The sequence below is a fragment of the Streptomyces sp. NPDC051677 genome (assembly GCF_044453465.1).
Classification (GTDB): Bacteria; Actinomycetota; Actinomycetes; order Streptomycetales; family Streptomycetaceae; genus Streptomyces.
On the sequence record NZ_JBITCT010000077.1, the window covers coordinates 1 to 13,847 of the forward strand.

Here is a 13,847-nt window from a genome sequence, read left to right on the forward strand (position 1 = left end):
GGCCTACTCGGTGACTTGACGATCACTCACTCGGGAAGGTACGCCCCTCGCGCGTCCTCCAGAGGAGCTGATCCACAAGTCCTGAGCATTGCTCCATGCCCCAAGAAACCGAGCGTCCATCCAGATCATGATGGCGCAGGCGATCCACCTCGCATAGACGCCCTCTGGCTCCCCGTGCCCGCGGGGGCGGCCCAAGTCAACACACCTGCTTACTCACACCCGGCCTCTGCGGACACAAGACCCGGCTTCCCAGCTTGTCGGGCGCCTGGTGTGCGTGATGGGCACAGTCCAGGGCTCTCGGCGCGGCGAGCCAGGCTTCGGCGTTGGAGAGGCCGGTTCCGGTTGCCGCCGCATCCCCGATGACGCCGTACGCGCCTTCATCCGGCACCAGATGGGAGACGCGGCCTGATGACCAAGCGTCGTAGCCGTGGCGACGGTGGCCTGCACTGGGACGAGAAGAGACAGCGTTGGATCGCCACGGCCAACCTCGGTCGTCCCGAAATGGACCCGCCGCAGCCTCCCCACATCGCTGTCTGGCGCTCGGTCCGGAAGAGCGGGGACACCAAGACCCGGAAGTCCCGGCGCACCCTCGCTCTGCCGGCGCGCTGCGTCGAAGCCCTCTGGCAGCAATTCGAAGATCAGGGCTGGGACCGCCTCGCCGCTGACGAGAAGTGGGAGGAACATGGGTTGGTCTTCTCGTCGGCCGTGGGTAAGCCGCTCGACGCTGCCAACGTCCGCCGCGCCTTCCGCCAGGCGCTCAAGGACGTCGACGGGATCGATGCCGACGAGTGGACGCCTCGGGAGCTCCGGCACAGCTTCGTGTTCCTGCTCTCCGACCGGGGCCTCCCACTGGAGGAGATCTCCCGGCTCGTCAGCCACTCCGGTACGGCCGTGACCGAGGAGGTCTACCGGAAGCAGATCCGCCCCGTGATTCATACCGGTGCCGTGGTCATGGACGGCATCTTCGGCACTCAAGACCGGCGGTCGTAGGCGCGCGGGAAACGTTAGTCACGCAGATAGCCACTCACAACGAATCAGGCCCTGGGAGTAAATTTACTCCCAGGGCCTGACCTGGTGTTTCACTGTCGGGGTGGCGGGATTTGAACCCACGACCTCTTCGTCCCGAATGAGGATCGGTTAATGATCTTTCCTGCCTGGATTGCGTTTGTGCAGGTCAGGTGGGTGGTCCCGGTTGGTCTCGGGTGGTGTGGAGGGGGTATCGGGAGCAGGGCGGCTCCCAGATGGCTCCCAAGGGTGCTGCTGCCTGGATGGTGCTGGAGAGTCAGCCCTGCGATCCGAAGGCAATCCACCGGCCCACCGGTGCCAGGAAGTCGAGTCGGCCGCTCTATTCGCCGTCCGCTGCCTGGCGTCGGAGACTGCCGATGTGGTCCGGACGAAGTACGCGATGGCATCGCGGGTGCTCACCAGCGTGGGTGCGGGCGCTGGAGGGGCGCGGGTCGGGTCAGACCTTCTTGACGACGATCGTGTCCGGGACCAGCTTCTCCAGGTCGTCGACATCCGATGTGAAGACGGTGACCTGTCCCTTCTGCTGTCGCGCGATGACGGCGAGCACGGCGTCGATCGCGTACTTGTGGCCGTGCAACTTGGCGTCGGCCAGGAGGCGACGCGCCTGGCGGGCCTCGTCCTTCCCGATGTCGACGACCTGGAGCCGGGACAGTACCCAGTCCCAGCGCTGCTCGGTCGTTCTGCCGTCGTACGCCTCGACCAGTGTCATCGGGGACGTCACCACTTCGGCCTCCCCGCGTGCCGCGAGGTCGAGCCAGGCGATCATCTTCCGGTCGCCGCGTACCGCAAGGGACAGGGCTTCACAGTCCAGTACGAAGACGCGGAGGGGTCGCTGTCCGTGCTCGGCGGCTCGCTTCTTCACGCAGCCTCTCCGGCGTTGTGCTTTCCGGCGGTTCGACGCCGCTCGTGTTCGGCGTCGAGTTCGTCCAGCTCGACGAGCGCTGCCGCATGCTCGTCCTCGGTGATGGGGCCGTGCTCTTCCTGCAGCCAGTCGACCAGTTCCAGGAGCCGGTCCCGGTCACGCTTGAAGCGCAGCGCTTCGGCGACATACGCCGACAGGCCCCGCTCTGCCGCGTCCGCGCGGATCTCGTCCAGGAGATCCTCGGGAATCGTCACGGTTACCTTTTTCGTCGCCATACGAGAGACCATACTCCCGGTATCGCACTCCTTACCAGCGGGTCACGTGATAGGCGCTCGGCGATCAGGCGGCCGGGGCGGGGCGTGGGCTGCCGTGGAAGACCTGGCTGGTGTGCCAGGAGCGGTGGACCGCCGCGACGGGACTGGCACCCGGTTGAGGTCCGATGAGCGGGCGGCCGGCGAGCGCTATGACGTGCTCGCGGGCGGCGGGGCTGTGGCCGACGAAGCGCTGCGAGACCAGGATGCGGTGACTGTCACCGATGCCGAGGACGCCCTTGTCGAAGAGCTTGTGGTGCAGCGAGCACAGGCACAGGCCGTTGTCGACGTCGTCAGGGCCGTCGAACGCCCACCAGCGCACATGCGCGGCCTCCAGCCCGACCGGCACCGCGCCGATCCTGCCGTCGTAGCCGCAGAAGGCGCACTGGTACTCGTATGCCGTCAGGACCTGCTCCCGCATCCGGGGATCCCGCCGCCCGCGCACGGCCGAGAACTGTTCGCTCTCCGTCGGCTCCAGCTCCAGGCCGACGGCTTCGCAGAGATCGCCGTGGAGCGAGGGAGGGAAGTTCAGGTCGAGCAGGACCCGTGCCATCCGGCCGAGCAACGACGGCTCGCGCCGCAGCGCCGCCCGTAGTTCCGGCGTCAGCCGCCCTGCGGCTCCGATCTCCCGCAGCTCCCGCACGCCACTGCCGGGGCTGCCCGGTCCGCGATCGGTGCGCACCTCCCACACGCCATCGCTCACCAGATGGTGGAACGGGTAGGCGGGCGTCGTTCTGTTGGGCGGACCGTACTCGGCCAGCAGCCGTCTGAGGTCGTCCTCCACCGCGCTGTACCGCAGTTCACCGTCGGCGTCCCGCTGGAAACGCCCGAGCGCGTACAGGAACAGCAGCGGCTTGTGCGGAGCGCGGGTCCCGCTTCTGCTCCACTGCCTCAGCTTCGCGGCACGCTCCAGCCAGTCCATGACCGGCGATCGTAGTGGCGTTGGGGTGCGGTGGTTTCGAGGGGGCATGGGGAGCGGGTCGACTCCCAGATGGCGCCCGGACATCGTGGGGTCACTGGCTTCGTGCGACGTTGCCCGTTGCGGCCTAACGAGTCGTGCCGAGGCGACTGCGACGGTTCTCAACCAGGTGCCGCCATCGTTCGCGAGTCTGTCGTTCTCCGTCGATCCACCGTGCTCGCGCGGTGTGCTCGGGGAACGGAAGGCCGGCCATGAAGTGCGCGATCTCGACGTAGTAGGCGTAGTCGCCGCTCTGCGTGAGTTCGCGCAGACGGGTGGTCGCGGTGGTGAGGTCGTCCTGGTTGTCGAGGACGGCGTGGTGGAAGCACAGGGCCAGTTGCAGTTTCGCCGCGGCGTAGGAAATGCCGGAGACGCCGATTTCGGCGAGCAGGACGGCCGCCCGGTCGGGCAGGTCTGCGTCGAACCCGGCGTCGCGTACGAGTGCGGCGATGCGAGCGGTCATCTCGCTGGAGCGCAGGCTGAGGCGCGACAGCAGCCGGTCCGCCAGGTCGAGTTCATCGTCGGCGCGGAGCGGGTCGGCGAAGGAGACGGCGAAGGCGAGATGCGCCTGGACCATGGCGGTCTCGCCGGCCGCACCGTGTTCTTCGGCCTCGCTCCTGGCTGCCAGGTAGGCGGCGGTCGCCCGCTCCATGTCTCCCTGCACCCACCACACGTCTCCCAGCACCCGATGGTGCCGCCCTTCCCAGCCCAGCCTCCCAGCGGCTTCCACCGCCGCAGGGAAATCTCCGGACAGTCGGCTCAGGTGTGCCAGGCCCCGTCGAGCGGCGGAAGCGAGCCGACCGTCGGCGGAGGCGACACGCTGCATGCCTCGCCGCGAATCATGGGTCAGGCCGAGGTCCCGCTGGGCCTTCGCCAGGTAGTACGTGGCCAGTTCGACCAGGTCATCCGGGAGCAGTTGCGATGCAAGGACGGCGGAGAGTCGACCGGCTGTGCGTTCACGGTGTTCGTGCTGGCGCCTGGCGATGGCGCTGAGTGTTTCCACCAGGGCGTCCGCCGCGGTCTGCAGGCCGTCCGACGACCTGGCATCGGCTGCGGGAAGTGCCAGCGGTTCCCAGACGGAGTCCCCTACGTACTGGAATGCGGCATCGGCGAGCCAGCCGAGATCGAGACGGAAGTCCCGTGCAAGGAGCAGCCCTTGCTGGAGACAGCCGACCAGCACGGCGCGGTCACGTCGCAGGTCCTGGCGCCACTGCGATTCCAGGGCACCGAAGGCGCGCTGGGCCGCGCGCTGCCAGTCCTGCTCAGACCAGCGGTCGTCACTGCCGTCGTCCGCGTTGCGAATAGCGGCGCGGATCAGGTCGTGGACATGGAAGGGCCACACACCGGAGGGGGACTCCCGGATGAAGGGGCGCTCGGTCAAGCGTAGGGCGGGCGCGTCGTGGTTCATGCCGGCGACCTGGGTGGCCAGAGGAACGGAGAACGCGTCGAGCAGGCTGACCGAGCGGAGTACGTCGCGTTCCTCGGCGGTCAGGTCGCTGAGGGTACGGGCGATCAGTGCGGGGAAGTCGTGGTCGAAGTCGGTGACCTGTGGCTGCGTGCCGCCGCGTCGAAGTTCCAGGTAACGCATGACCGACAGGTCCAGGTACAGGGGCAGCCCGTGGGAGCGCTCGGCGATGATCCGGCGGACCGGTTCGTCGATCAGCGGCTGCCCGTCGCGGCTGAGCCTGCGGGCCAGATAGTCCTCGCAGTCTTCAGGGGAGAAGTCGCCGATCAGGATCTGGCGGCCGGATACACCTGACCCGCTATTTGCTGCGTCGGAGACGAGGCTGGGCCAAGTGTTCGGCCCGGTCCAGTCGAGTTGCCCTTCCAGGCTCGTCTCCGCCCACTGAAGGCGGTTGCGTCCGGTGACGACGAAGAACACGTTGGGCATCAGCCACACGATGCGTTGGAGTAGGCGCTCGAAGTCGCGGTGGGTGCGGTCGCCGGTGTCCTCGAAGGTGTCCAGCAGGATCACGGGTAGCGCGCTCTTGTCGGCCGGAAGTTGGGCCAGGTCCCAGGCGAGCAAGTGCGGGTAGAAGCTGAGGGCGTCCAGGTCGGGCTCGGCTTCCAGGAGGTCGGCCAGGCGCGAGCAGCCGGTGAGGGCGCGTACGGACTGGCGCCGCTCGCGTAACGCCTTGATGAGCGCGCCGGCCCCATGGCCGAGTGCGCCCCCGACGGTGCCGGGCAGGAGCAGCGCCTGGGCCACGTCGCTGAGGGCCGACTGCATCTGCTGCGGCAGGGCGGCAGCGGCGCTGAAGCGGCTCAGCAGCCCGCCCCGGCGCAGGTAGTCCTCGATCGGTTCGCCCGGGTGGTTGTGCTCCCAGTAGCGGCGCAGGGCGAGGTCGAAGGCGGGCATCGGCCGGCCGAGCGCGGCGACGGCAAGTCGGATGGTGAGGATGACGCGTTCGAAGTCCATGGCCGCGGCGCGCGCGAGGTCGATGCGGACCGGCAGAGTCCGCTCCTCGGGGTGGGACGGCGATTCCCATTGCACAGGGCGGTGCTCGCTGCCGGCGAGCGACGCCTCGATCTTGCGGGAGAGCGTGGACTTGCCGATACCGCCCACACCGTGGAACACCAGGATGTTGCGGCGGGGAGCCTCCAGGTCCTCCACGTCGAAGTCCGCACGGGTCATGTGCCGTATGTGCGCAGCGAGGCCGGCGGTCACCGCTTGCCACTGTGCCTGCCGGTTCGTGAACGCCTCACTGGCGGCGATGCTCCGGTCGTTCGAGCTGAACAGCGTTCGAAGGTCCCGCCCTGCCACCGCTCCCCCTGACGATCAACTGGAGCCAATCTATGCTCCTTTGAGGGCAGCCTGGCAAGCCCGCATTCAGGCAGGGTGTGCAGGTCGCATCCGGCACGTGGCAGTGAACCGCTCCGGGGCTGATGGAGTCGCCGACCTGTCCTGAGTTGAGCGTCGCATTGAGTCTCACTGGCCGAGGGACGGATCAGGACCGAAGTCGACGACCATCATTGTGGCGGTGCCTCCGGGCGGGCTCGTCAGCACGCCGCGCACGCGGACTGCGGTGCCGGTGTCGTGGCAACGGACTGCTGTGTGGTAATCGGCGTCTGGAAGATCCATCCAGATGGTGCGGCTGCGTCGTTGGAGGAGGGCCTGGACGCCCACCTTCCCCGTTTCGTCGTCTGGGTGCCGCCTGAGGTCTGTCACCAGACCGTAGATCACATGCTCGCGGCTGTAGACGCTTGTCTTGAGCTGGTCGGACACCCTTTCCACGATGGCGATGGCCTCGCGGTTGAATTCGACCTCAAGGGGAGTGCCGGCCGGTGCCGCCGCCACCCGAGACCAGTTGAACGTGATGTCCAGGCTGTCGACTGCCTCGCTGTTCACGACCTTCGACAGCGCTTGGCACAACTCGTAGGAGACGCCCTCCCCAATGGAGTCGGTGATCTCACTGGGGGTGGGGACCCTGTCGGTGCCCGCCATCTCCTCCAGTACGCCTAGCGCTCGCGACATGGTGGCGGTGACCCGCCGATCGAAGAGTGTTTCCTCGACCTCGATGTCGATCTGGTTCTGTCCTCGCTCGTACACGTCCAGAGGTGAGCGGGCCTGGCTGATGATGGGCACGATGTACGAGCCCTTACGGGTCTGTCCGAGCCGTACATCGCGGGCTTGTTCCCGGGCTCGGGTGGGGAAGTTACGGAAGTGGCCTTGGCGGCGGATCGTGGATGCGGCTGAGGCCACCCGGAGTCGCTTGGCGGACTGGAACAGCTCGAATCCGGCGTCCAGTGGGATGGAGCCATCTCGCAGGGATGGGTGGGAGGCCCTGAGGTCCGTGACATCGTGGAACACGGACGCGATGGAGTCCTGAACCGTCCGTGTGTCCTCGGAGCTGATGCGCGCCAGGTCTGCCACGAGGATGCGCGCTCGTTTGGTGAAGTCCGGAGCGCCCGGCTTCATGGGTACGAGCACGACTTCCTCAGTCGGTCCTGGCAGGCGCCAGAGCTCCGCCACGTCGCTGCCGGAGACCGTGGACCAGCCAGTGACCTTGAGGTAGCTCCGGATCTCGTCAGGCCCGAAGGGGAGTTCGTCGGTGGCCATGTCAATTCACCGCCGTGCTGCCGGACAGGAGAATGCTCCGCGCCATGTCGAACATGGAGCGCATGGACTTCGCCGTCAACTGCTGTTCCTGCGGCAGGCTGATCGCTGTAGTGGCGCTGCTGTTCGCCGCCTCCCGACCGTGCAGGCATGCCCAGTACCCATGGCAGGCCAGTACGACCGAATCCTGATGCTGGGTGACCCATAACTCCAGGTTGGGTGGGACTACCAGGAGGACCAGATGGCCGGGCGCCGAGCGCTCCGTGCTGCGCAGCTTGTTGTACGTATCGATGTCCAGGTCGAAGCTGTACCCGCCCCGGACAGTGCGGGGGCTCTCGGTGCACTTGAGTTGAATGTCGACCATCAGACCGCGATCCCGGAGTGTGACGTCCACTCCGTCCTTGTCGACGTTCCAATCGCCTACGGTGTAGCCGCCTTGGGAAGCGATGGCATGAACGTATGCACGGCTGATCTGTTCCTTCTGCCAGCTTGTCGCCCCACCCGCCACGCGGCCCCCTCCTCGACGCTTGATCGCGAGGATAGAGGTGGAGGGGGAATGTGGAAATAGGGCCTCAAGCGCCTTACTGCCAGCCACAGTTGACGATGTCATGTCCACCCCCATCACCTGGCCGGGCACGGTTTCACGCTCCCTAAGTTAAGGGCGGCCACTGACAGTGACATCGGACCTGGTTGTCGCCTGTGCCCAGACGTCCATGGGCGTCAGTGAAATGCCATGCCGCGGAAGGCGTTGCGGACGTCGGCCAGAGGCTGGCGGTCGCGGGTGTAGTAGAGCTTGTTGGTCAGCAGTACCGCCCATCGGTGCTGCCGGGGCGAGATCCACATGCCGGTGCCGGTGAACCCGTAGTGGACCCAGATGTCGTCGGAGAGGCTGGTCCCCGGAGCGGGGTGCCAGAACAGGCCGCGCACAGGCTCGAGTGCGCCGGTCTGAACGGTCAGCGATTCCGCGGTCCAGGCGGAGCCGAATCCCGCACGGCTGGTGGTGGCAGCAACGGTGTCCAGCATGTACCGGAGGAAGACAGCGACGTCACCGAGGACGGTGAAGGCGCCGGCGATGCCGCACACTCCGCCCAGAAGCCGGGCGGAGAAGTCGTGGGCGACACCCTTGAGGTGGGTGTCGGTGTCCTGGTCCAACTCGGTCGGCGCGCAGCGGGCGGCCAGATCGGGGGGCAGCGGCCCGAAGAGGGTGGAATCCATGCCCAGCGGCTGCCATGTCCGCGACGTGGCGAACTCGTCGAGGCGCTGTCCGGAGAGGTACTCGGCGAGGTACCCGAGGATGAGGGCTGCGCGGTCGGTGTACTCGACGGCCTCGCCGGGCCGACGGTGGAGGGCCTCGTGCAGAACGCCGTCGCGGACGTCCTGCGGATCGGTGCCGTAAAGGTTCTTCAGCTGGGCCCGCAGGGGGACGCCGGCACTGTGGGTCAGCAGGTGGCGGGCCGTCACAGCCCCTAGCGGGTGGCCGTCGACCTCCGGCCAGAAGGTGTCGAGGGGGACGTCGAGTTCGAGCTTTCCCTCCTCCCACAGGGCTCCGATGGAGGACCAGACGGCGAGGATCTTGGTGAGGCTGGCGGCGTCGAAGACGGTGTCCGACCGCATCGGTACGTGTGGCTCATCAGGGTCGAGGACACCGGTTGTGCCCTGAACGCGGATACCGGTGGTGTCGCCCACGGCCCACACAGCGCCCGGGTAGACCTTGTCGCGGACACCTTCGCTCAGCAGCTGTTCGATGTGGTCGGTGCGGTACGTCATGGTCTCCCTGTTCGCCGTGGGCATCCCGGGCCAGCGTAGTGAGGTGAGGTGCGTAGGACAGGTGGGCAAAGGCGTGTCGGGCATCGGCCGCGGCACGTGCGCTCATCTTGTCGGGCTGTCGCTGGCGGTGACGCTCGCCCTGTTCAGGCGAGCTGGCGACTGAGGTCGGTCAGGGCCTGGGCGGTCGCCGAGAGCGGGTAGCGGGCGGCGTTGGCATAGCCCGCCTGCCGTAGGGCCGGCAGCAGTCCGGGGGCGGTTCGCAGCCGGTCCAGGTCGCGGGCGAGGGCGGCGGAGTGGGTGAAGTCGGTGGCTACGCCGGAAGCGGCGAGGGCTTCGCTGAGGCCGGGCACGGGCTGGTAGAGGACGGGCAGCCCGCAGGCTTGGGCTTCCAGCGCGACCAGGCCCATGGCTTCCAGGGTGGTCGACGGCATGACCAGCACGTCGTGTTGGGTGAATGTTTTCCACAGCTGTGGGCGGCGGAGCCAGCCGAGGTAGCGAGCCCTTACGCGTGCCCGCCGCAGCAGCGGGGCGAGTGCGTGGAACTGTGCTCGGGGCGCGGCAACGCTCAGCTCGACACCTTGGACGGGGGCCAGGCTCCTGACCAGGGCCTCGGCGCCCTTCTCGGCAGTCAGCCGTCCTGCGTACAGCAGTCGTAGGTGACTCGTCGAGGTTCGGGCGTCCCGGGTCGGCGGGTCGGTGAGCAGGTGGTCGGGGATGCCCCAGGGGATGTGGGTGAGTTTTCGGCGGTCGGTTAGCGGGGCGAGTTTGAGGAGGTGGTCGGCCATAGCGTCGGTGGGCACCACGATGGCGTCGGCGGCCCTGACGGTTTCACGCAGGACTTGGAGCTGGTCGCGGTGGGCCTCGGCGAAGATCAGGTCCGTGCCGTGGACCAGAGCGATGCGGGGGTGTGCTGGCAGTGCCCGGATGAGGGCAGGAGTGGCGCCGAAGGTGAGGTGTTGCAGGTGCAGGACACCGATCTGGGTTGGGTCGATCGCGCTCGCGAGGGCCTTGCGGAGTGCGGTGACGTAGCGACCGAAGCCCGGTCCTTCCAGGCACTTACCGGCCACGGGGAGCAGGTCGAGCCCAGCTGGTGGGCGGGGGTTGGTACCGGCCGGAGCAAGCATGAAGGCCCGCGCGGGGATGAGGGGCTTGTCGCCGGTGTAGAGGTCAAGGAAGAGTTCGACGCTGCCGCCAGGGCTTCCGGCGGGCAGGTCCAGGCAGGTGGCGGCCAGCGGGCCGGGGGCCGGGTGCACGAGAGGGCTCACAGCGCTCCTTGGGTGATCTCTTCGTACAGGCGGGAGATGTCGATGCCGTCCGTGACGGCGTACTTGGCGCGCTGCTGCTGGTAACTGGCCGGGGTGCCGAAGGCGGTGAGGAAGACGAGCTTGCCGAAGGTCATGGCCGGATAGATGCGGGCGGGCCTGGTGGCGCGGATCTCCAGGGTCCAGCGGATGGCGTGGCCCTGGTGGCCGAGCGGGGCGGAGACGTGGACCCAGATGCCGAGCGCGCCGATGGTGCGGTCGCCGTTGAGCATCTGCGCGTACGTCTCCGAGCCGGTCCTTTCCAGCGTGACGCCGAGGTAGAGCACCCCGGGCTTCAGCACCAGGCCGGAGGAGGGGATGGTCAGCTCGGTGAACGAGGTGGGGGCGGCTGCGTCCAAGTCGCCGTCACAGATGCGGATCGTGTCGCCGAGTCGCCAGTCGTAGGCATTCGGGGAGAGGCGGGCAGGGTCGTACGGGTCGATGGTGATCTCGCCCGCCCAGATGGCGGCGGCAATCGCAGGGCCGGTGAGGATCATGAGGCGACCGCCCGGATGCTGGCCACGTCTCGCCAGTAGCGGGAAGGCTGGGGGCCTGCGGCAGCTTGGTACTTGCCGCGGTAGAGATCGATGTCGCCGGTGGAGACGAAGAACATGATCTGGCCGATCTTCATGCCCGCGTACACCCGCAGGGGCCTGACCGGTGTGAGCATCAGCGTCCACTGCCCGTGGAAGCCGATGTCGCCGATCGGGGCCGTGATCTCGACGAACAGCCCGAGTCGGCCGACCGAGGAGCGGCCGAACAGGAGGGGTACGAAGATGTCGGAGCCCACCTGTTCGAAGGTGTGGCCGAGGTAGAGCTCGCCGGGCTGGAGCACGTACCCGTGCTTGCCGATCTGGATCGCCGTCGTGGGATTGGGCTGATGGGCGTCGATGACCGCTGAGGTGTACGTCAGCAAGGTGGGGCCGAGGCGGACGTTGTAGCTGTTGGGGTTGACCTGCTCCGCTTCGAAGGGCGCGATCGTTAAGCGTCCGTCGTGGGCGGCTGCGGTGATCTCGGGGCCTGTGAGGATCATCGAGTGGCCTCTCCCTTCTCTTCAGTCAGCGGGGTGGCGATGGTGCGGCGGATGGCCTGGCCGAGCCGGAGTCCGGCCCGGTGGGTGCGTCCGCCGAGGTAGGTGTCGGCGAGGTAGTCGGTGGTCAGCACTGACCGAGTCCCTTCCAGTAACGGCCGGGGAGCGATGGCCAGGGGACCGACCTGCTCGGCCAGGTGCACCAGCAGGCTGTCCGGGTCCTCCGGGTACGGGCCTGGGAGAAAGGCGTGGACGAGTTGGTTGTCGAACGGCTCGATGGCCAGCAGGTCCCCGAGCGTGAGCTGGTCGCCAAGGCGGACGGGCCGCAGAGCGGTTTCGTTGAGGACGACCGCGCCGGCGCCCAGCCCGCTGTGTAGTCGGAGGGCGATCTCCTGAAGAAGGCGGTGACGGTCCAGCTCCGTTCCCCGGTAGGGAGCGTTCACGGTGCCGAGGCTGGCAGCGAGCATCCGGCCGACGACAGCGATCTGCTCCTTGAGACGGCCGAGTTCGTCCGGAAGCCTGCTGCTGTCGGGGAACGTGGCGGTGCGTGCGGCCCAGTCGGCACCGAGCGGTTCGGCGACGGCGTATCCGGCGCCGAGTTCGCGTCCCTTGACCACGAGCGTGTCGCCGACATGTACGGGCCCGTAGCTGTCGCTGTGGCAGTGCCCGGAGAAGATGACGTCTGCGAACGGGCAGGAGACGGCCAGTCTCAGGTCCTCCTCGAAGCCGGAGTGGGACAGCACCATCCAGGCGTCGGTGTGGTGATGGCGTTCCAGCATCACTTCGCGCAGAGCCTGGACCGGATCGGTGACGCGGTGGCCCGTGCGCTGGTCGGCTGGGATGGCGTTGAACGCCTGTGCGCCGATCACCCCGGTGACGGCGACTCGACGGCCGCCGATGCGTTTGATACGTACGCGGTTGAAGAGGGGCTCACCGCTGTCGTCGACCGAGTTCGCGCACACGGTCATCTCGTGCAGTCCCGGCTCGAAGTAGTGCGGCCAGCCATGATTTCCCGGGACCAGCAGGTCGTACAGGCTGGTGAGGACATCGCGTTCGATCTGGCCCTTGCCGAAGCGGTAATAGCCGGTGCCTTCGAAGAAGTCACCGCAGTCCACGATCAGGCTCTCGGGCCTGGCGGAGTGGAGGAAGGTGAGCATCGGCGTGGCTGCGTCGAAGGACGAGTGGACGTCGGTCGTGGCGGTGATCCGCCGGAGTCGCCGGCTCACGGGGTGACCTCGCAGATGTCGGCACCCAGGGCGTGCAGCTTGGTGGGCAGGTCGGCGTGGCCGCGACGGAGCTGTTCGAGGCCGCCGAGGGTGGTGACACCGTGAGCGGTGAGACCGGCGATGAGCAGAGCGGAGCCCGTGCGGATGTCGGTGGCCTCCACTCCGGCGCCGGTCAGTCGCTGCGGACCGGTGAGGCGGCACTCGGTGGGGGAGAGTTCCTGGATCTCGGCTCCCAGGCAGGCCAGTTGAGGCAGGAGGTTGCTGTGGCGGCCGGGATTGATGGCATCGGCGAACAGGTGGGTGCCGGGCAGGATGAGGGCCAGGGCCATCAGCGATGGTTCGAAGTCGGCATCCAGGCCACCGGGGGCGAGGGAGGCGATGGCACGCAGCGGCCGGCCGGTCGGCTCGGCGTTGTGGGCCTGGATGGTGAGGGCGTCGCCCTCGATGTCGGCGGAGATGCCTAGCCATCGCAGTGCCGTGACCAGGGGTGCAACGTCGTCGCTGCGCACGCCGAGGATGCTCGCGGCACCGCCGGTCGCAGCAACTGCGCACGCCAGTGTTCCGGCTTCGACCTTGTCCCCGGGCACCGCCCAGGCGAGGGGTTCCCCGGACACGGACGTGGGCGGGGCGAGCGCCAGGACGGGCTCGCTGACCCGGCACTCCCATCCGGCCGTCTGCAACGCCTCGACGACGCTGAGCACTTCGGGCGAGAGGTTGGGCTGGCCCAGCCGCAGAGGTCGCCCTGCTACGACGGCGCGTAGGAGGGCCGCGACGGTTGCCCCACGGGACCGGAAGGGCAGCGCCAAGGACACCGTCCCGGTCCGGCCTGCGCCTGCCTCCACGAGGTAGCCATGATCATCGACGGTCGTACGGTCACCGAAGTTCTCGTAGACCTTGAAGTGCTGCTCCATCCCGCGCTCACCGATCCGGCAGCCGCCCGGCCACGGCAGGCTGGCTCGCCCGTACGCGCCCAGCAGAGCCGGTACGAGGTAGTACGAGGCCCGAATGCGGGCGGCGACCTCCGGATCGGGACCCGACTGGGGCTTGTCGCTCGGCAGGAGCACCGTGGGGTGCGCATCGCGGACCGGGCGGGCTGTGTGCCAGCCGGCCTGCTGGAGCAGCGTGAGCATCGTCTCGACATCTGTGTTCGCCGGAACGTTGCCCAGATGCACCGGGCGGTGCAGGGCCGCCGCGGTGGCCAACAGGGGCAGAGCCGCGTTCTTGGACCCGTCGACGGTGACGGATCCGGCAAGCGGGCTACTGGGTCGGACGGCGACCACTTCGGCGGCGACCGGAGGAATCCGTACGGCTG

At 68.0% G+C, this 13,847-nt stretch carries 12 protein-coding genes and 1 pseudogene; 1 reads left to right on the forward strand and 12 read right to left on the reverse strand.

The window, feature by feature from the left end; genetic code table 11:
- Positions 1 to 489: 489 nt before the first annotated feature.
- Positions 490 to 990, forward strand: a pseudogene (locus ACIBAF_RS45400) (tyrosine-type recombinase/integrase); the annotation flags it as partial.
- A gap of 472 nt (positions 991 to 1,462) precedes the next feature.
- On the opposite strand, the gene ACIBAF_RS45405 reads toward ACIBAF_RS45400, so the two are convergent.
- From ACIBAF_RS45405 to ACIBAF_RS45460, 12 genes are all read right to left on the reverse strand, one after another.
- Complete coding sequence (locus tag ACIBAF_RS45405; protein WP_141594968.1) at positions 1,463 to 1,888, reverse strand: PIN domain-containing protein; 426 nt, start codon at positions 1,886 to 1,888, stop codon at positions 1,463 to 1,465.
- Positions 1,885 to 2,163 (reverse strand): CopG family transcriptional regulator, encoded by a 279-nt coding sequence (locus tag ACIBAF_RS45410; protein ID WP_039657654.1) that lies wholly within the window; start codon positions 2,161 to 2,163, stop codon positions 1,885 to 1,887. Before ACIBAF_RS45410 ends, ACIBAF_RS45405 begins: the two co-directional genes overlap by 4 nt.
- Positions 2,164 to 2,227: 64 nt before the next feature.
- On the reverse strand, positions 2,228 to 3,121 hold the full coding sequence (locus ACIBAF_RS45415; RefSeq protein ID WP_141594967.1) for a phosphorothioated DNA-binding restriction endonuclease: 894 nt from the start codon (positions 3,119 to 3,121) through the stop codon (positions 2,228 to 2,230).
- A 124-nt stretch (positions 3,122 to 3,245) separates the two neighbouring features.
- Entirely contained in the window at positions 3,246 to 5,789 is a 2,544-nt protein-coding gene (locus ACIBAF_RS45420) for an ATP/GTP-binding protein (protein ID WP_399472038.1), read from the reverse strand.
- 294 nt (positions 5,790 to 6,083) lie between these two features.
- Positions 6,084 to 7,214: a hypothetical protein gene (locus ACIBAF_RS45425; protein ID WP_399472040.1), complete on the reverse strand. Its 1,131-nt coding sequence runs from the start codon at positions 7,212 to 7,214 to the stop codon at positions 6,084 to 6,086.
- A gap of 1 nt (position 7,215) precedes the next feature.
- Positions 7,216 to 7,848 carry a DUF4365 domain-containing protein gene (locus ACIBAF_RS45430; RefSeq protein WP_399472043.1) on the reverse strand — a complete coding sequence of 211 codons (633 nt, stop codon included), beginning with the start codon at positions 7,846 to 7,848 and terminating at the stop codon, positions 7,216 to 7,218.
- Between the two features lie 83 nt (positions 7,849 to 7,931).
- The gene (locus tag ACIBAF_RS45435; RefSeq protein ID WP_399472075.1) at positions 7,932 to 8,978 is read right to left on the reverse strand and encodes a serine hydrolase domain-containing protein; all 1,047 of its coding nucleotides are present in this window, start codon (positions 8,976 to 8,978) and stop codon (positions 7,932 to 7,934) included.
- A gap of 143 nt (positions 8,979 to 9,121) precedes the next feature.
- A complete protein-coding gene (locus tag ACIBAF_RS45440; protein ID WP_399472045.1) occupies positions 9,122 to 10,243 on the reverse strand; it encodes a glycosyltransferase family 4 protein in 1,122 nt (373 codons plus the stop codon).
- Positions 10,240 to 10,776 carry a dCTP deaminase domain-containing protein gene (locus ACIBAF_RS45445; RefSeq protein WP_133910750.1) on the reverse strand — a complete coding sequence of 179 codons (537 nt, stop codon included), beginning with the start codon at positions 10,774 to 10,776 and terminating at the stop codon, positions 10,240 to 10,242. The genes ACIBAF_RS45440 and ACIBAF_RS45445 overlap by 4 nt, the downstream gene beginning before the upstream one ends.
- Entirely contained in the window at positions 10,773 to 11,312 is a 540-nt protein-coding gene (gene dcd / locus ACIBAF_RS45450; protein WP_133910749.1) for a dCTP deaminase, read from the reverse strand. Before dcd ends, ACIBAF_RS45445 begins: the two co-directional genes overlap by 4 nt.
- On the reverse strand, positions 11,309 to 12,535 hold the full coding sequence (locus ACIBAF_RS45455; RefSeq protein WP_399472048.1) for a metallophosphoesterase: 1,227 nt from the start codon (positions 12,533 to 12,535) through the stop codon (positions 11,309 to 11,311). Before ACIBAF_RS45455 ends, dcd begins: the two co-directional genes overlap by 4 nt.
- Complete coding sequence (locus tag ACIBAF_RS45460; protein ID WP_399472077.1) at positions 12,532 to 13,815, reverse strand: UDP-N-acetylglucosamine 1-carboxyvinyltransferase; 1,284 nt, start codon at positions 13,813 to 13,815, stop codon at positions 12,532 to 12,534. Before ACIBAF_RS45460 ends, ACIBAF_RS45455 begins: the two co-directional genes overlap by 4 nt.
- Positions 13,816 to 13,847 lie beyond the last annotated feature (32 nt).